Origin of the sequence: Cobetia sp. AM6, from assembly GCF_009617955.1 — a bacterium.
In the GTDB taxonomy this organism is placed as follows: Bacteria; Pseudomonadota; Gammaproteobacteria; order Pseudomonadales; family Halomonadaceae; genus Cobetia; species Cobetia amphilecti.
The window spans coordinates 135,307-151,631 of sequence record NZ_AP021868.1; the positions used below are offsets into that span (position 1 = coordinate 135,307).

Consider the following 16,325-nt stretch of genomic DNA (forward strand, 5'->3'; position numbering starts at 1 on the left):
GCAGATCGCGTCATGCGCATCCAACAGTCCGCAAGCGATGCGCCGCAGACGCGGCGGCAGGGGGGAGCATCATGGCGCAGACAGCTGCCGGCAAGCCGTAGCTGAGGGAAGCCTGGGTCGGGAGAGCCAGGCGGGAAAGCCAGGTGGGAGAGCCAGGCAGTAGAGGGGGCGATATCCGGGGGGATCGATATCCGAGGGGCAGGCGTCAGAGATGCCTATGCAAGAGAGACAGGCGTCAGGCGAGCCCGATTGCCTTGCGGCATGCGGCTGGCAGATGGACTTCTACCGCAAGCGGCAGATGGTCGGAGAACAGGTGCGACAGCGTGGTCGGGTGGCTCAAGCGCAGCGTCGAGGAGACCAGGATATGGTCGAGCCCACGGCGTGGCTGCCAGGCCGGGTAGCTGTTGATGGCCTTGCTGGGTCGGGAGTCGAGCGCCTCGCTGAACGCCTTGTGCTGACGAAGCTGGGCCAGCGTGCAATTGAGGTCGCCCATCACGATGACATGCTTGAGGGGCGCGATCAGCTCGCCGAGATACTGCAGCTGACGATGCTGGATACGGGCGCCGAGTGCCAGGTGGGTCACGAAGACATGCAGGGCGTGTTCGCCCTCGCCGAAGCGGGCATGGATGGCCCCGCGTCCCGGCAGCGTCCCGGGCAGACTGTGCTCCTCGAGATGGCGGATCGGCAGGCGCGACAGCAGGCCGTTGCTGTGCTGAGCCAGGCGGCCCAGGTTGCGGTTGAGCTGCTGATAGCGATGCGGGAATTCGGCCGTCTCGGCCAGTGAATCGACCTGATTGACGTTGCCGGAGCGGAAACTGCCACCGTCGACTTCCTGCAGACCGACGATATCGTAGGGCGTGATGGCGGCGGCGATCAGCTCCAGACGCTTGCGACGCATCGGGTGTGGCAGCACATGCTGCCAACCGCGGGTGACATAGTGATGCCACGCCGCGGTATGGATGCCGACCTGCATGTTGAAGGTCAGCAGACGCAGGGGAGGTGCCGTCTCGTCGAGTCCGGCACCTCCCGCGGCGCTGGCGGCCACTGGGTCAGCAGCCGCTGCCATCAAGCGGCGTCCTTGCTGCCGGCTTTCTCTTCACGCACCTGCTCGACCAGCTCGTCGGTGATCTTGAGCATGTTCTGCAGCGAGCCAGCCGTGCTCGGCGAGATGACATAGCGGCCATCCACGATCAGTGCCGGTACGCCCATGATCTTGTAGGCGCGCATCTGGGCGTGGGCCTGATTGACCTGGCTCTTCACGCCGAAGGAGGTCAGCGACTTCCTGGCGTCTTCTTCGCTGACGCCGTAGTCGCTGTAGAACTTGGCGATATCATCCGGGTCGGTCAGACGCTGGTGGTCCTGATGGATGGCATCGAAGAAGGCCTTGTGGGTCTCGTCGAGGATGCCCAGGTCCTTGGCGGCATAGAAGGCATAGGCGTGCTTGACCCAGTCCTGCCCCATGGTGGCCGGCAGACGGTTGAAGGTCACGTCACTCGGCAGCTCATCGACCCACGGCTCGAGGCTGGATTCCAGCTTGTAGCAGTGCGGGCAGCCATACCAGAACGCTTCGACCACTTCGACATTGCCCGCCGGCGCGTCGGTCTTCACCGGCTCGTCGAGTACCTGATAGTCCTTGCCAGCTTCAGCGGCGAACACGCTTGCTGACAGGCCAAGGCCCGCCACCAGAGTCAGTAGGGGTTTCCACTTCATGGAACATCTCCATCGGATTGAGGCATGCCCGGGCATGATACCCGGCAACATTAGTGATGCATCGAGTATGCGTGTCAGCCACCACTGCTGTCGAGACTGCCGGGCGGGACACGGCGGATCACTGTCGAGCCAGCCTAGCGTGACAAGGTTGACCGTTGGATGAACGCTGTTCGATCACGCGCCATACAAGGCGTCGCTCGAACACGCCCCGTGAACGGCGTGCTGGTGCCGGTCATCATCAAGTCAGTCATACGCGACATTCGTCTGAACGGATGCCTCAGCGCAGGCCGTGGAGATATTCGGCCACCTGCTGCATGTCGCTGTCACTCATGCGCGCGGCGATGCTGCTCATGATGGCGTTCGGGTCGTTGTCGCGGCTGCCGTCGCGGAAGGCCTTGAGTGCCGTCACGGTATAGGCGGGGAATTGCCCGGCCAGCGCCGGATAACCTGCCGAGTCGATGCCTTCACCACGCGGGCCATGACAGGCTGTGCAGGCCGCGATGCCGCGTTCGAGCGAGCCGGCCCGATACAGCACCTCGCCTGCACGGGCCGCCTCTGGCTCGGCCTGGCCGCGATTGGCAGGCTGCGCGGCGTAATGGGCCGCGATATCGGCGATGTCCTGATCGCTCAGGTTGTCGGCGATACCGGCCATCTGCGGCACCGAGCGGCGGCCATCCCGGATGTCGGCCGTCTGCTTGCGCAGGTAGTGGGCCTGCTGGCCAGCAAGATGGGGGAAGGCCGGCGTCGGCGAGATGCCCTGGGCGCCATGACAGGCAGCACAGACGGCAGCCTTGGCCTTGCCTGCCGCGGCATCGCCGACCAGCGACTCGGCGGTGGCCCCCGTCGGCAAGGTGGCGGCCAGCGTCGTGGCAGCAACTGCCAGCAGCAGGCGCAAGGGGCGCACGGGGGTCTGCCTTGGTCTCATCAGCTCATCCATTTCACTGGTCCCTGTTTCACGAAGAGGCCCGTTCGGGGCTTGTATCATCCGGCGTGGATGGTGGCCTCTGTCATTTCCCCGGTGCCCGCGCCGTGCTGCGCGCGGTGAGAAGTGCACCCCACTCTCGCAGCCCGTGAGAGCAGGGTGGTACACTAGGCCTCATGATCGCCATGCTGACCTTGCAGGCAGTATAGCGAATCCCCTCAGGGCGCGTGAGCGTGCCAGTCGCCAGTCGTGTCATCGCAGTAATCCAGTGCATCTTCCCGCTGTCGCCGGCAAGTTGCAGCGCCGATGACAGGGCATGCGGCACTCTTTTCGTTACACCGGTCGTTTCTTCTGCTCTCTCGTGATGTCGCGCGGGCGAGACGTCCGCCTTCAACAGGTATTCAGAACTCCCATGGCCGAATCAGCTCCTTCGACCCCCAAGCTCCATTATCGTCAGGCGCGCTTCCTGATCAGTGCCGCGACTCTGGCCCAGTGCCCGACGGACGTGGGTGCCGAAGTGGCCTTCGCGGGTCGCTCCAATGCCGGCAAGTCCAGCGCCATCAATGCGCTGACCTCGCAGAAGGCGTTGGCCCGTACCTCCAAGACCCCCGGCCGCACCCAGCTGATCAACTATTTCACCATCGGTGAAACGGGCCGCCATCTGGTCGACCTGCCCGGCTATGGCTATGCCAAGGTGCCGGACAAGGTGAAGCGCGAGTGGCAGTCCCATCTGTCCAACTACCTGCGCAACCGCCAGTCGCTGCGGGGCCTGGTGCTGCTGATGGATGTGCGCCATCCGCTGTCCGAATTCGACCAGATGATGCTGGGCTGGGCCGATGAGGCCAAGATGCCGGTGCATATCCTGCTGACCAAGGCGGACAAGCTGAAGCGCGGGCCTGCTGCGGCAAGCCTGCAGAAAGTGCGTCACGCGCTCAAGGAGTGGGAAGACCTGGTCACCGTGCAGCTGTTCTCGTCGCTGAAGTACTCCGGTGTCGAGCAGGTGCATGCCAAGCTCGACGAGTGGCTGGCGGACCCGTCGGTGATGGACGGCGTGGAAGAGATGGCAGGCGATGAGGCACCGCAGGACCCCTTCGACGACTGACTGAAGGTGTAAGGCGATTTGGGGCGAATCCTCGAACCACGCCACCTTGCATGACGAAACGGCCACCCCTCGGGGTGGCCGTTTGCGTTACGACAGGCGCGTTGTCACTCACATCTGCATTGTTGCCCTTCCCCAAGGGCCAATCACATGAACAGGCTGCGCGGCGCGCTGCTGATGGGGTCAAGGCGGGTCAGGGAGCTCGTCTCCCTGGGCGCCGAGAGAATATGCGGGACCTTTGCTGCGGGCTCGACGACTTCCGGCATCGTCACGGCCTCGCTGGGGACGAGCAGGCTGCGCATGGCCTCCTGTGGTGAGGCCGCCGGCGCTTCCTGCACGCCGGATTGCGACGTCGCGAGGCTGGCACGCCCACTGTAGACCGCCATGATGACCAGCAACGCGGATGCCAGCACGATGGCCACGCCTTTCAGCAGGGCGCGGCTGGTCTGACGCGAGGGCGTCATGATCGGCGCGCGCTGCTCGCCTTCACCATGTAAGGGCGGCCTCTGGGGAGAGGATGATGACACACGGTAGCGCGGGAGTGAGTGGGTGCTCATGCTGGCCTCTCCTTTTGAGGTCGAGGTGGCAGGCATCTCCCAGCGCAGACTCGGGAACCCCAGACCGGGTTCAATATCGACGACGCTGAGAAACTTGTACATGAAATATGGTAGAGGCGTCATTTTTGTACAAGTTTTAATTCACTCAGCCATCGGGCACCCCAGGCGCATCAGGCGCGCCACACCTTGAGCCTCAGCCGTGGGCCGCTCACTCACTCCCACACTCAGTCATTCCGCCACTTGCACCGTCACTCACTCATTCCGTCACTCAGTCATTCAGGCGTGCAATCAGCGCCGGCAGTTCGCGGACATGCGAGATGACATGCACACCTGACGGGACGGGCCCCGGGGCGCCCTGGCCCTTGACGTCGATCCAGGCGGCCTGCATGCCCAGTCGCGCGGCAGGCAAGGCATCTTCCTTCCATGAGTCACCGACATGCAGGGTGGTGGAGGGGCGGCTGCCCAGGCGTGCCATGGCGGCGAGGAAGGGGCGCGCATCCGGCTTGGGTGCCAGCCATTCGCCGGCGGCGATGCTGAACTCGAAATGATGATCCAGCGCGAGGCGAGCCAGGTCGACATTGCCATTGGTGATGGCACCAAGGCGGTAATCGCGGGCGAGGGAGTCGAGCAGCTCGCTGGCTTCCGGGAAGGGCGTCAATTCGTGGCGCAGCGCCAGGAAGCGCTCGATGGCGGCGCGTGACCAGTGGCCCGCCTGCTCATCATCATGCCCGGCATCGCGCAGCATGGCGTGCATGGCCTCGCGGCGCAGCCAGGTGAAATCACCACGGCGCAGCGGGTGCTCCAGCCCCAGCGCCATGCGGCGACGCGTGTATTCCTCGAGGGGGAAGTCGTTGGCATGCCCGATCTCGCCATCCAGCCAGGCGTAATGCTCGGCCTCGGCGCGCTCCATCACCGCGCGATTGGCCCACAGGGTGTCATCGAGATCGAAGGTCAAGGCCGTCAGGCGAGGCGCATTGGCAGGCGTCACAGGGTGTCATCCTTGAGTGGAGCATCAATAGGGGAGGCGACGTCGGTGTCTGATGTTACCGTCGCTGATCCGCGCTGGCGGCGGGCGCGAGGGTGGGCCTGATCATAGGCGCTGGCCAGTTGCTGCCAGTCGAGGCGCGTGTAGACCTGGGTGGTCGAGAGGTGAGCGTGCCCCAGCAGTTCCTGCACGGCGCGCAGGTCGCCGCTGGATTCGAGCAGATGGCTGGCGAAGGAGTGGCGCAGGCGGTGCGGGTGCAGATGCTCGGGCAGGCCGCGTTCTTTCGCCTGCGTCACCAGCCTGAGCTGCACGCCACGCTGACCGAGGCGACGCCCCTGCTGGCCGACGAACAATGCCGGCTCGTCCCGGGCGGCGAGCTGACCACGCACCACCAGCCAGGCATCCAGCGCCTGGCGGGCGCGTGAGCCGATCGGCAGCTGGCGGGGCTTGTCGCCCTTGCCGCGTACGCGCAGGCGGCGGGTTTCCAGCATGTCGAGGTCGAGGCTGACCAGCTCCGAGAGACGCAAGCCCGCGCCGTAGAGCAGTTCCAGCATTGCCTGATCGCGGATCGCCAGCGGGGAGCCGTCATGTGGGCAGTCGAGAAAGCGCGCCAGACTGTCGATATCCACCGGGCGTGGCAGGTGGTCCGGCAGGCGTGGTGTCTGCACCAGCCCCGCCGGGTTGTGTGGCAGCACATCCTGTTCGACCAACCAGCCACAGAAACGGCTGATCGCCGCGCGCCGCCGTGCCAATGAGCGTGGCGCGAGGCCACGACTGCGCTCGGCACCCAGAAAACGCCTGAGCGTCGGCACGTCCAGCGCCTGCCAATCCTGCGGCAGGGGCGGCGCATCCTTTGCCCCAGCGGCGCTGCTGTCCGCCGCTGGACGCAGCATGAAGGTGGTCAACGCCTGCAGATCACGCGCGTAGGCGCTGACGGTCGCGTGGCTGCTGTCGAGGGCAAGCTCGGCCAGAAATTCCCGACAGGTCGCGGACAGCGCCTGCTCGGCGGCAACACGCTCGGTGTTGCTCGCTGAGGCGTCGTCGGTGGATGTGTCGACGACCGAGGCGCCGCGGACCGACTCGAGCCGGCTCATCGGCTGGCCTGGTCGTCACGGCTCGAGGAGCGCAGTGGCGCCTGGCCCGGGCCATCGCGGCCCAGGCAGCGGGCCAGCACGTCGCCGAGGTATTCGGGAAACAGGGTGTCGAGACCGGCTCGGAACTGCTCGGCATCGGCACTCGCCACCACCAGATAGCCCAGGCACTCGCCACGGGTCAGGCGCACGATGACGGCGGAACCGCGCGTGGCATCGGCCTGGCTGGCATCGACGAGGTCTGCGCAGTCGGCGCCGAGTGGCCACTGATGGTCGGGCAGCAGGGCCTCCCAGCGCGTGCGCGGCATGGCCAGGCAGCGGCTGGCGCGCCCCTCGAGCAGACGCTCGAACTGCTCGCCGCGCGCATCGTCGAGCGCCTGGCGCGGTGGCTGTGCCGAGGCACCGGCGTCGCGCTGCCACAGGCAGACGGCCGCGATGTCGAACAGCTCGCTGAGACGCGTGGCCAGCGTTTCGGCCAGCGCATCATCGGACTCGGCATCGAGCAGATCCAGCACCAGCTGACGCAGACGCTGATAGCGACTCTCGTTGTCGCGCGCGGCGGTCAACAACTCCTCGAGGCGCTCTTCTGCCTGATCGGTCCGCCCGCGCAGGTCATGTACCAGCCGCTCCAGCAACGAGATGCTGCCGCCGCGCGCTTCCGGGTGTGGCACCCGCATGCGTTGCAGCAACCCTTCACGCCCCTCGAAGAAATCAGGATGCGTGGCCAGCCATTCGGCGACCCGATCCGGGTCCAGCGTGCGCGGGCGACGTGACACGGGTGACTCGGCCATGTGGGACTCCTTGCGGACGGTTGGCAGCGGGGCGCTGTCGGCCATGTTTCCGGCAGCGTCCCTCGGCTGGGGCTGGCGATCTACAGGATGATGCGGCCTTCGAAGACGGTTTCGGCGGGGCCGGTCATGAATACCGGCTGGCCGTCGCCAGCCCATTCGATGCTCAGGGTGCCGCCGGGCAGTGTGACATTGACCGGGCTTGCCAGCAGGCCACGGCGAATGCCGGACGCGACCGCCGCACAGGCGCCGGTGCCACAGGCCAGCGTCTCGCCGACGCCGCGCTCGAAGACACGCAGGCGCGCTTCGTGCGGCGAGACGACCTCGAGGAAGCCGGCATTGACGCGCTTGGCGAAGCGCGGATGCGCCTCGATCCGCGGGCCCAGCGTCAGCACCGGGGCCTGTGCGACACTGTCGACCAGCAGCACCGCGTGGGGGTTGCCCATCGAGACGACGCCGATTTCCAGCGTCTCGCCGTCGACATCCAGGGTGTGCACCGGCAGGTCGGCCTCGGCCTCGAAGGGCAGCGCGGCGGGAGCGAAGCGCGGCGCGCCCATGTCGACGCGCACACGGCCATCCTCGGCGACGACCAGGGTCAGCGGGCCGCCGGCCGTCTCGACGCGAATCTCGCGCTTGGTGGTCAGGCGCTGTTCACGCACGAAGCGCGCGAAGCAGCGCGCCCCGTTGCCGCAGTTCTCGACTTCACTGCCATCGGCATTGTAGATGCGATAGCGGAAGTCCATGTCCGGGTCGCGGGGCGGCTCGACCACCAGCAGCTGGTCGAAGCCGATGCCGAAGTTGCGGTCCGCCAGACGGCGGATATCGGCATCGCGCAGGCGACTGCGCTGCGAGATCAGGTCAATGACCATGAAGTCATTGCCCAGTCCGTGCATCTTGGTGAAGTTCACCAGCATCAGGCATCACCTTCCGGCAGCAGTTGCTCACCGGTCCACAGTTCTTCGAGGCGCTCGCGACGACGCACCAGGTGCATCTCGGGACCATCGACCATCACCTCGGCAGGACGGCAGCGGCTGTTGTAGCTCGAGGCCATCACGAAGCCGTAGGCACCGGAAGAGCGCACGGCGAGCAGGTCGCCCGGTGCGATGGCCAGTTCGCGGTCCTTGCCGAGGAAGTCACCGGTCTCGCAAACCGGGCCGACCACATCGTAGCTGGCGGACTTGCGCGCCTCGCGCGTGTCGACGGTGACGATGTTCTGCCACGCCTGATACAGCGACGGGCGGATCAGGTCATTCATGCCGGCATCGATGATGGCGAAGTTCTTCTCTTCACCGGGCTTGAGGTATTCGACACGGGTCAGCAGCACGCCGGCGTTGGCGGCGATGGAGCGGCCCGGTTCGAACAGCAGCGTCATCTCGCTGCCGTGCTCATAGCGGGCCAGACGCTCCAGCAGAGCGCTGGCGTAGGCGAAGGGCTCCGGCGGGGTCTCGTTCTGGTAGGGCACGCCGAGGCCGCCGCCGAGATCGAGGTGCTCGATGACGATGCCGCGTTCCCGCAGGCGATCCAGCAGGACCAGCAGGCGTTCGAGGGAATCGAGGAAGGGCGCCAGCTCGGTCAGCTGGGAGCCGATATGGCAGTCGGCACCGACCACCTGCACGTGCTCCATGGCGTTGGCGATCTCGTAGACCTCCAGCGCCTGTTCGACCGGAATGCCGAACTTGTTGGCCTTGAGGCCAGTGGAGATGTACGGGTGAGTGCCGGCATCGACGTCGGGATTGATGCGCAGCGACACCGGTGCGACGCGTCCGAGACGGCCCGCGACGGCGTTGAGGCGCTCAAGCTCCGGCAGCGACTCGACGTTGAAGCACTTGATGCCCAGCTCCAGCGCACGCTCCATCTCGCCGGCCTGCTTGGCGACGCCGGAGAACACCACCTTGGCGGGGTCGCCGCCGGCCTTGATGACGCGCTCCAGCTCACCGGCGGAGACGATGTCGAAGCCGGCGCCCAGACGTGCCAGCACATTGAGCACCGCCAGGTTGGAATTGGCCTTCACGGCATAGCAGATGAGATGCGGGTGGTCGCCCAGCGCATCCTGATAGGCCTTGAAGTGGCGCTCGAGCGTGGCACGGCTGTAGACGTAGCACGGCGTGCCGAACTGCTCGGCCAGCGTGGCGAGCGAGACGTCTTCGGCGTGCAGCACGCCATCCTGATAAACGAAGTGATCCATGATCCGGCCTGCAAGATGTCGCGCCGGCGGGCATCACCCGCCGGAGATGAATAAGGGGGCTCAGGCGTCGCTGCCGGAAGTCTCGGCAGCGGCGGTGCTCTCTGTCTCGGAGGCGTCAGCTGCCGGCGCGGGAGCTTCGGCACGCTGACCACCGGCATCGGCGTCCGCCGGAAGATAAAGCGGGCCTTTCTGGCCGCAGCCGGCCAGCAGGCCAGCACCCAGCAGCAGCGCCGCGAGGGTGCGAAGGGTATGACGGGCGGACTGGCTCATCAGATGACGCATCGGGCGGCCTCCTGGCAGCAAGCGATAGAGCGATGCGGGCCCGGTTGCCATGGGTGGCGACCAGGCCCGAAAGAGGATGATCAGGCGCGCGAGGCCAGGGCGTCACGCGCACGCTGCACGGCAGCGCGGACCTGGTTCGGCGCGGTGCCACCGATGTGATTGCGTGCCGCGACGGAGCCTTCCAGCGTCAGCACGTCGAAGACGTCCTGCTCGATGGTGTCGGAGAACTGCTGGAGCTCTGCCAGGGTCATTTCGGACAGGTCGCGTTGCTGCTCGATGCCGAAGGCGACGGACTTGCCGACGATCTCGTGGGCATCACGGAAGGCGACACCCTTGCGCACCAGGTAATCCGCCAGGTCGGTCGCGGTGGCGAAGCCCTTGCTGGCCGAGGCGTACATGTTGTCGGACTTGGCGCGGATCGCCGGAATCATGTCGGCGAAGGCACGCAGGCTGCCGCGCACGGTATCGATGGTATCGAACAGCGGCTCCTTGTCTTCCTGATTGTCCTTGTTGTACGCCAGCGGCTGGGACTTCATCAGGGTCAGCAGGCTCATCAGGTGGCCATAGACACGGCCGGTCTTGCCGCGCACCAGCTCCGGCACGTCCGGGTTCTTCTTCTGCGGCATGATGGAGGAGCCGGTGCAGAAGCGGTCCGGCAGGTCGATGAAGTCGAACTGAGCGCTGGTCCACAGCACCAGCTCTTCGCTCATGCGTGACAGGTGCATCATCAGCAGGCTGGCGAAGCTGGTGAATTCGATGGCGAAGTCACGGTCGCTGACCGAATCGAGGCTGTTCTCGGTCGGACGGTCGAAGCCGAGCAGCTCGCTGGTGACGTGACGGTCGATGGGGAAGGTGGTGCCGGCCAGCGCCGCGGCGCCCAGCGGCAGCACGTTCATGCGCACGCGGCAGTCACGCAGGCGGTCCTGGTCGCGGGCGACCATTTCCTGCCAGGCCAGCAGGTGGTGGCCGAAGGTGACCGGCTGGGCGCTCTGCAGGTGAGTGAAGCCCGGCATGATGGTGTCGGCTTCCTGCTCGGCCAGCCCCAGCATGCCTTCGCGCAGACGCGTCAGTTCGGCGTCGATGGCGTCGATCTCGTCACGCAGATAGAGGCGGATGTCGGTGGCGACCTGGTCGTTGCGTGAGCGGCCGGTGTGCAGCTTCTTGCCGGTGATGCCGATCTTGGCGGTCAGGCGTGCCTCGATGTTCATGTGCACGTCTTCCAGTGCCACGGACCACTCGAATTCGCCCCGCGCGATCTCTTCACTGATTTCCTTCAGTCCCGCGATGATGACGTCGCGTTCTTCTTCGCTCAGCACGCCGACACCAGCCAGCATGGTGGCGTGGGCGATGGAGCCCTGGATGTCGTGCTGCGCCATGCGCTGATCAAAATCGACGGAGGCGGTGAAACGTGCCACGAAGGCATCGGTCGGCTCGCTGAAGCGGCCGCCCCAGGACTGATTGGTAGATTCGCTCATCGGGATCTCGAATTGTGGTGACGTGTCCAGAGTTCGGCGTCCGGTGCACGGTCGCGCAGCCGGTATCGTTGACCTTGGAGTGTACCAGACTCCTGCGCGTGGGCGAGGGGCCGCGGCCAGTCCGGCGGATCGCAGGAAAGCGTGCCACGGATTTTCCCCCTGAGGTGACTGGCTTTATGATAAGTGTCATCAGAGGGCAGCGCTGTTCGTCAGTCATGTTTGCTCAACAACTTCGAACCAGATGGCGTGCATTGCGCGCCAGCAAGGAGAATGCCGTGCCCCGCCGTGAGATTCTGCGTATCGCGACCCGCAAGAGCCTGCTCGCCCTGTGGCAGGCCGAACACGTCAAGGCGCGACTCGAGTCCCTGCATCCTGGCTTGAGCGTCGAGCTGGTGCCGATGTCGACGCGTGGTGACAAGATTCTCGATACCCCGCTGGCCAAGATCGGCGGCAAGGGGCTGTTCGTGAAGGAGCTGGAAGAGGCGATGCTCGACGGGCGCGCCGATATCGCCGTGCACTCCATGAAGGACGTGCCGATGCACTTCCCGGAGTCGCTGGGACTGGCGGTGATTCTCGAGCGTCACGCCCCGACCGACGCCTTCGTGTCCAACTCCTGTGCCAACTTCGATGCCCTGCCGCAGGGCGCGCGCCTGGGCACCTCCAGCCTGCGTCGTGGTCTGCAGGCCAAGGCGGCACGCCCGGACCTGGAAGTGCTGAGCCTGCGTGGCAATGTCCAGACGCGTCTTGGCAAGCTGGATGCCGGCGAGTTCGACGCCATCATCCTGGCCACCTCCGGCCTGCAGCGCCTCGAGCTGGATGCGCGCATCACCGCCGAGATGGACGCCGAGACCTGCCTGCCAGCCTGTGGTCAGGGTGCGCTCGGCATCGAGTGCAACCTGCAGGACGAGGAGATTCTTGCGCTGCTCGAGCCGCTGGCCCATGAAGACTCCAGCCGTTGCGTGCTGGCCGAGCGCGCCATGAACACGCACCTGGAAGGTGGCTGTCAGGTGCCGATCGGCGGCTATGCCGTGCTCGAGGAAGGAGGCAGCCAGCTGTGGCTGCGCGCGCTGGTCGGCAACCCCGACGGGACGGTCATCCTGCGCGCCGAAGCGCGTGGCCCGTCCGATGCGCCGGAGGCGCTGGGCGTCGCCGTTGCCGAAGACCTGCTCTCCCAGGGGGCCGGCGAGATTCTGGCGGCGGTCTACGGCGACGCTCGTGGCTGAGGTGTCAGCGATGGCAAAGGCGTCGCGTCTTGAGGTGTTGACGACGCGGCCGGGCTCGCGCGGAGCGGTTCTCGATGCGATGCTGAGTGAGGCCGGCTGCGAGGTGGAGTGCCTCAAGTTGATGGCGCTCGAGGCCTTGCCGCTGGAACCCGCCGCGCGCCAGGCGATCATCGATGTCGATCTGTATCGCGGCGTGATCGTGATCTCGCCCCAGGCCGCCGGCTATCTGGCCGATTGGCTGGAGGAGTGGTGGCCACAGCTGCCCGAAGGCGTCAGCTTCTATGCCGTCGGCGCGGCCACGGCCGAAGTGCTGCATTCGCGGCTGGGGGTGCCGGTGCGTGTTCCGCCGCGCGCCACGCGCAGTGAGCATGCCGAGCGCGATGCGCCGGTCGGCACCACCAGCGAAGCCTTGCTGTCGCTGCCGTCGCTCAGGGTGCTTGCGGGTCAGCGCTGGTTGCTGGTGGCTGGTGAAGGCGGGCGTCCGCTGCTGGAAGAGACGCTGGTGGCACGGGGTGCTCAGGTCACGCGTCTGGCACTTTATCGACGCCTTCCGTTGGCTTTGTCGCCGCAACAGGCTGGCCGTCTGGCGGCGGGCGCGTATGATGCAATGGTGGTGACCAGCAATGAACTGCTCGAGACGGTGATGGCATCGGTGACGCCGCAGGCCTTGCACCAACCGCTAATCGTGTCGAGCCACCGTTTGGCTACACTGGCACACGCTCATGGTTTCGAGCGCGTGACGGTCGCCGAGGACGCTTCACCCGGGGCCCTGACGCAGGCAGTACTTCGCGCCTGCGCCCCCATCAGCAAGACTCGCCATGCAGTGACCGGCGCCACTGCGCCTGGTCCGCGTGAGGCCATCGATTCCCAAGAATCCGGAAAAGGGCAAGCGTAGATGAGCAACCGAGAACACGATCAGGAAGATAACGGCTCTGCCGGCATGACGCCCGGCAAGCCGGGCGACAAGGATGCTGCCGCTCGCGCATCAGATGCTTCTTCCGCTTCCGGCGTTTCCGCCGATGACACTGCCTCTGGCCGCCCTGGCGCCGAGGCCTCCCGTTCGTCCTCTTCCTCGTCATCCGACACGGCTGATGCCCCGCGCGAGCGCCGCTCGCGAGGTGGGCGCAATCGTCGTGGGCGTGGCAAGGGGCAGGGCAGCTCCTCCTCTTCAACCTCATCCTCCACTGCCAGTGAGTCCACGCCCGTGAGCCAGACTTCAGACGACAACGCATCGACGCCTTCCGGCGCAAAATCGCCGCTTCCGGAGCGTAGCGAACCCGCCAAGGAGGCGTCTGCCGCCAAGCCGAGTGCTGGCAAGGCGACTCCCGGCAAGCCCTCCACGCCGGCTGGCAAGACGGCCAGCGCTGGTGGTGCAGGCCTGGGTGGCACGCCGCCGCCCGGCGAGCCGCAGGGCAAGAAGAGCAAGGCCGGCAGCATCGCGCTGATTCTCGTCATCGTGCTGGCCATCGTGGTCGCGGTGCTGGCGTGGTTCGGCTGGCAGCGTCTGAATGCGCTGCCGGATGCCCAGGGCCTCGACAAGCAGGTCAGCGAGAGCGTGACCCAGCAGGTCGGCCAGGTCTCCAGCAAGGTCGATGGCCTGTCGAGCACGCTGGAGAAGAATGAATCCCGCGTCAGCGAGCTCGACAAGCGCCTGTCCAGCGAGAGCCAGGACACCGAGCAGGCCCTCAACAAGGTGCTCGAGGAGCTCAGCAAGTCCCAGCAGACCGACGCGCGTGACTGGCACTATGCGGAAGCCGAGTACCTGCTGCGCCTCGCCAACCAGCGTCTGCAGCTGGAGCGTGACGTGAACGGTGCCGATGCGCTGCTCGAGAACGCCGATGCGCGTATCGCGGCGGCCAACAACCCTGCGCTGCTGCCGGTGCGCAAGGCCATCCAGTCCGAGCTGGCCAGCCTGGACAGCGTGCCGCGCGTCGATCGCAGCGGTATCTATCTGGCGCTGCTCGCCGAGCAGGAACAGCTGGCGCGTCTGCCGCTCAAGCAGGACGTGGCCGAGATCGCCGCCAAGGTCGAGAACGACGCAGCGCCGACAGGCGGTTGGCAGCAGCAGCTGGCCCGCTTCGGCAACGAGCTGAAGGACCTGGTCACCGTGCGTCGTCATGACGAGGCACTGGAAGCCCTGATCACGCCGGAGCAGGAATCCTACCTGCGTCAGAACGTGCGTCTGGTGCTGGAGCAGGCGCAGCTGGCGCTGCTCAAGGAGGAGCCGAAGCTCTACCAGGCCGCCATCGACAAGGCCATCACGCTGGTCAATGGCTACTACGACACCAAGACCGATGGCGTGCAGAATGCCGTCGCCAAGCTGGAAGAGCTCAAGAGCAAGACCATCCGTCCGGAGCTGCCTGACATCTCCGCCTCTCTGAGCAAGCTGCGTGAGCTGATCGAGCGTCGCGCCCAGCAAGGGGGTGGCAACGCATGAGAGTCCTGATACTGCTGATCATCATCGGGCTGGCCATCGGTGCCCTGTTCGGGCAACTGATGCAGGCCTTCCCGGGCTACTGGCTGATTCGCGTCGGCGATACCTCGGTCCAGACCTCCTTCTGGTTCGGCTTGATCCTGCTGTTCGCGGGCTTCGTGGTGCTGCACTTCGGTCTGCGCCTGCTGTCGCGCTTCGCGCATCCGTTCTCCCGCCTCAAGGTGTGGAACAGCCGTACGCGTCACCGCAATGCCACGCGCAAGACCGTACGGGGTCTGGTGGCGCTGGCCGAAGGCCGCTGGAAGCGGGCCGAGAAGTCGCTGACTCACTCGGCGGAAGATTCCAGCACGCCGCTGGTCAACTACCTGTCCGCCGCCCTGGCCGCGCACTATCAGGGACGTTTCGAGCAGGCGGACACGCTGCTCAAGCGGGCGCACGAGTCCACCCAGGGCTCCGAGAGTGCCGTGGGTCTGGTGCAGGCACAGCTGATGCTGGACCGCCAGCAGCATGAGCAGGCGCTGGCGACCCTGACGCGTCTCGACAAGCAGCTGGGCGAGCACCCGCAGGTGCTCAAGCTGCTCAAGCAGGCCTATCTGGCGGTCAATGACTGGGATGGTCTGCGTCGTCTGATGCCGCGTCTCGACAAGCAGGACCTCATCTCCCCCGAGGAGAAGAAGGAGCTGGAACAGCGTGCCTATGTGGCGCTGATCCAGCAGGCCGCGCGCAATCCGGAAGACATCGAGCGCGTGCGCAACCTGTGGGCCGACATGCCGGACCACCTGCGCACCGATGTGAATCTGGTCGCGCTCTACGCCGAGGCGCTGATTGCCGGTGGCCAGGAAGGTCTGGCCGAGCGTCTGCTGCGTCACTCCCTCAAGGAGTGCTGGGATTCGCGTCTGGTGCTGCGTTACGGCCTGCTGGACGTGGATGCACCGCGTCAGCTGGTGTATGCCGAGAAGTGGCTGCAGGAGCGTCCGAATGATCCGGACCTGCTGCTGTCGCTGGGCCGTCTGGCACTGCGCAACGCCAGCTGGGGCAAGGCTCAGGAGTACTTCGAGGCTAGCCAGCGCCAGCGTCCGAGCGGTACGGTGTGTGCTGAACTCGCGCGTCTGTTCGCCAACCTGGGCGAGCACAACAAGAGTCAGCTCTACTACCGTCAGAGTGTCGAGCTGCTGGATCGCTCACTGCCGGCCCTGCCGCAGCCGAGCAAGGACAACGCCTGAGGGGCGGCCGCCGAGTGTCAGTCAACCGTCGAGCGCCAGCCGTCGAGTGAACCCCCGAGTGCCAACTAAGGCACGACAGGCGTCATGAAGGCTGGCGGACAAGACACTCGGCGGCTTGCACGATGTTTCCTTGTTTGATGAAAGGTATTGCCCAATTGCACCGGTCGCGCTGTCGGCCGGTGATGCAGGTTTCTCTCCGGGGTATCCACGTTCACACGCTGTGTGACGGGATGCCCTTCTTTTTGCCCGTATGACGGGCGCTGAGGGCATTCTCGCCCAGGCTTTCGCCCTGTCAGCACGCCACCGTGGGATGTCGGCGGGTGCATGCTGGCGTGGGCATGGCCGGTGCCG

15 protein-coding genes and 1 pseudogene are annotated in these 16,325 nt (G+C 66.0%); 5 read left to right on the forward strand and 11 right to left on the reverse strand.

Features of this window, described 5'->3' with window-relative positions; all coding sequences use genetic code 11:
- Nucleotides 1-235 precede the first annotated feature (235 nt).
- The 3 genes from CLAM6_RS00630 to CLAM6_RS00640 form a co-directional block, all read right to left on the reverse strand.
- Complete coding sequence (locus CLAM6_RS00630; RefSeq protein ID WP_084589364.1) at nt 236-1,066, reverse strand: endonuclease/exonuclease/phosphatase family protein; 831 nt, start codon at nt 1,064-1,066, stop codon at nt 236-238.
- Nucleotides 1,066-1,710 (reverse strand): thiol:disulfide interchange protein DsbA/DsbL, encoded by a 645-nt coding sequence (locus tag CLAM6_RS00635; protein WP_153635052.1) that lies wholly within the window; start codon nt 1,708-1,710, stop codon nt 1,066-1,068. The genes CLAM6_RS00630 and CLAM6_RS00635 overlap by 1 nt, the downstream gene beginning before the upstream one ends.
- A 277-nt stretch (nt 1,711-1,987) precedes the next feature.
- Nucleotides 1,988-2,635 (reverse strand): c-type cytochrome, encoded by a 648-nt coding sequence (locus tag CLAM6_RS00640; protein ID WP_347237567.1) that lies wholly within the window; start codon nt 2,633-2,635, stop codon nt 1,988-1,990.
- A gap of 409 nt (nt 2,636-3,044) precedes the next feature.
- Here CLAM6_RS00640 and yihA point away from each other — a divergent pair, with 409 nt between their 5' ends.
- On the forward strand, nt 3,045-3,734 hold the full coding sequence (gene yihA / locus CLAM6_RS00645; RefSeq protein WP_054556430.1) for a ribosome biogenesis GTP-binding protein YihA/YsxC: 690 nt from the start codon (nt 3,045-3,047) through the stop codon (nt 3,732-3,734).
- A gap of 143 nt (nt 3,735-3,877) precedes the next feature.
- Here yihA and CLAM6_RS00650 read toward each other — a convergent pair whose 3' ends face one another.
- The 8 genes and pseudogenes from CLAM6_RS00650 to argH form a co-directional block, all read right to left on the reverse strand.
- The gene (locus CLAM6_RS00650) at nt 3,878-4,288 is read right to left on the reverse strand and encodes a hypothetical protein (RefSeq protein WP_153635053.1); all 411 of its coding nucleotides are present in this window, start codon (nt 4,286-4,288) and stop codon (nt 3,878-3,880) included.
- 268 nt (nt 4,289-4,556) lie between these two features.
- Nucleotides 4,557-5,276 carry an HAD family hydrolase gene (locus CLAM6_RS00655; RefSeq protein ID WP_172978608.1) on the reverse strand — a complete coding sequence of 240 codons (720 nt, stop codon included), beginning with the start codon at nt 5,274-5,276 and terminating at the stop codon, nt 4,557-4,559.
- Nucleotides 5,273-6,367: a tyrosine recombinase XerC gene (locus CLAM6_RS00660; protein ID WP_153635054.1), complete on the reverse strand. Its 1,095-nt coding sequence runs from the start codon at nt 6,365-6,367 to the stop codon at nt 5,273-5,275. The genes CLAM6_RS00655 and CLAM6_RS00660 overlap by 4 nt, the downstream gene beginning before the upstream one ends.
- Nucleotides 6,364-7,155: a DUF484 family protein gene (locus CLAM6_RS00665; protein ID WP_107335709.1), complete on the reverse strand. Its 792-nt coding sequence runs from the start codon at nt 7,153-7,155 to the stop codon at nt 6,364-6,366. The genes CLAM6_RS00660 and CLAM6_RS00665 overlap by 4 nt, the downstream gene beginning before the upstream one ends.
- 80 nt (nt 7,156-7,235) lie before the next feature.
- Nucleotides 7,236-8,066, reverse strand: a complete 831-nt coding sequence (dapF, locus tag CLAM6_RS00670; protein ID WP_054556434.1) for a diaminopimelate epimerase — start codon at nt 8,064-8,066, stop codon at nt 7,236-7,238.
- On the reverse strand, nt 8,066-9,337 hold the full coding sequence (gene lysA / locus CLAM6_RS00675) for a diaminopimelate decarboxylase (RefSeq protein WP_153635055.1): 1,272 nt from the start codon (nt 9,335-9,337) through the stop codon (nt 8,066-8,068). The genes dapF and lysA overlap by 1 nt, the downstream gene beginning before the upstream one ends.
- Before the next feature lie 135 nt (nt 9,338-9,472).
- Nucleotides 9,473-9,607 (reverse strand): annotated as a pseudogene (gene lptM / locus CLAM6_RS18175) (LPS translocon maturation chaperone LptM); the annotation flags it as partial.
- A gap of 92 nt (nt 9,608-9,699) precedes the next feature.
- Entirely contained in the window at nt 9,700-11,094 is a 1,395-nt protein-coding gene (gene argH / locus CLAM6_RS00685) for an argininosuccinate lyase (protein ID WP_043333338.1), read from the reverse strand.
- 275 nt (nt 11,095-11,369) lie between these two features.
- Here argH and hemC point away from each other — a divergent pair, with 275 nt between their 5' ends.
- Genes hemC through CLAM6_RS00705 form a run of 4 tightly spaced genes read left to right on the forward strand, consistent with a single transcriptional unit; the run spans nt 11,370 to nt 15,974 of the window.
- Nucleotides 11,370-12,317 carry a hydroxymethylbilane synthase gene (gene hemC / locus CLAM6_RS00690; RefSeq protein WP_242007723.1) on the forward strand — a complete coding sequence of 316 codons (948 nt, stop codon included), beginning with the start codon at nt 11,370-11,372 and terminating at the stop codon, nt 12,315-12,317.
- A 10-nt stretch (nt 12,318-12,327) separates the two neighbouring features.
- Nucleotides 12,328-13,212, forward strand: coding sequence for a uroporphyrinogen-III synthase (locus tag CLAM6_RS00695; protein ID WP_153635057.1), 885 nt, complete (start codon nt 12,328-12,330; stop codon nt 13,210-13,212).
- Nucleotides 13,213-14,754 (forward strand): uroporphyrinogen-III C-methyltransferase, encoded by a 1,542-nt coding sequence (locus tag CLAM6_RS00700; RefSeq protein WP_242007724.1) that lies wholly within the window; start codon nt 13,213-13,215, stop codon nt 14,752-14,754.
- Nucleotides 14,751-15,974, forward strand: a complete 1,224-nt coding sequence (locus CLAM6_RS00705; RefSeq protein WP_043333341.1) for a heme biosynthesis HemY N-terminal domain-containing protein — start codon at nt 14,751-14,753, stop codon at nt 15,972-15,974. The genes CLAM6_RS00700 and CLAM6_RS00705 overlap by 4 nt, the downstream gene beginning before the upstream one ends.
- The last annotated feature ends 351 nt before the right edge of the window (nt 15,975-16,325 follow it).

What these genes read in the sequence shown, in the direction of transcription:
- CLAM6_RS00630 (WP_084589364.1), bottom strand. Translation starts at nt 1,066, where the DNA reads ATGGCAGCGGCTGCTGACCCAGTGGCCGCCAGCGCCGCGGGAGGTGCC.
- yihA (WP_054556430.1), top strand. Translation starts at nt 3,045, where the DNA reads ATGGCCGAATCAGCTCCTTCGACCCCCAAGCTCCATTATCGTCAGGCG.
- lysA (WP_153635055.1), bottom strand. Translation starts at nt 9,337, where the DNA reads ATGGATCACTTCGTTTATCAGGATGGCGTGCTGCACGCCGAAGACGTC.
- argH (WP_043333338.1), bottom strand. Translation starts at nt 11,094, where the DNA reads ATGAGCGAATCTACCAATCAGTCCTGGGGCGGCCGCTTCAGCGAGCCG.
- CLAM6_RS00665 (WP_107335709.1), bottom strand. Translation starts at nt 7,155, where the DNA reads ATGGCCGAGTCACCCGTGTCACGTCGCCCGCGCACGCTGGACCCGGAT.
- CLAM6_RS00635 (WP_153635052.1), bottom strand. Translation starts at nt 1,710, where the DNA reads ATGAAGTGGAAACCCCTACTGACTCTGGTGGCGGGCCTTGGCCTGTCA.
- CLAM6_RS00650 (WP_153635053.1), bottom strand. Translation starts at nt 4,288, where the DNA reads ATGAGCACCCACTCACTCCCGCGCTACCGTGTGTCATCATCCTCTCCC.
- CLAM6_RS00640 (WP_347237567.1), bottom strand. Translation starts at nt 2,635, where the DNA reads ATGAGACCAAGGCAGACCCCCGTGCGCCCCTTGCGCCTGCTGCTGGCA.
- CLAM6_RS00695 (WP_153635057.1), top strand. Translation starts at nt 12,328, where the DNA reads ATGGCAAAGGCGTCGCGTCTTGAGGTGTTGACGACGCGGCCGGGCTCG.
- CLAM6_RS00705 (WP_043333341.1), top strand. Translation starts at nt 14,751, where the DNA reads ATGAGAGTCCTGATACTGCTGATCATCATCGGGCTGGCCATCGGTGCC.
- dapF (WP_054556434.1), bottom strand. Translation starts at nt 8,066, where the DNA reads ATGCTGGTGAACTTCACCAAGATGCACGGACTGGGCAATGACTTCATG.
- CLAM6_RS00700 (WP_242007724.1), top strand. Translation starts at nt 13,213, where the DNA reads ATGAGCAACCGAGAACACGATCAGGAAGATAACGGCTCTGCCGGCATG.
- CLAM6_RS00660 (WP_153635054.1), bottom strand. Translation starts at nt 6,367, where the DNA reads ATGAGCCGGCTCGAGTCGGTCCGCGGCGCCTCGGTCGTCGACACATCC.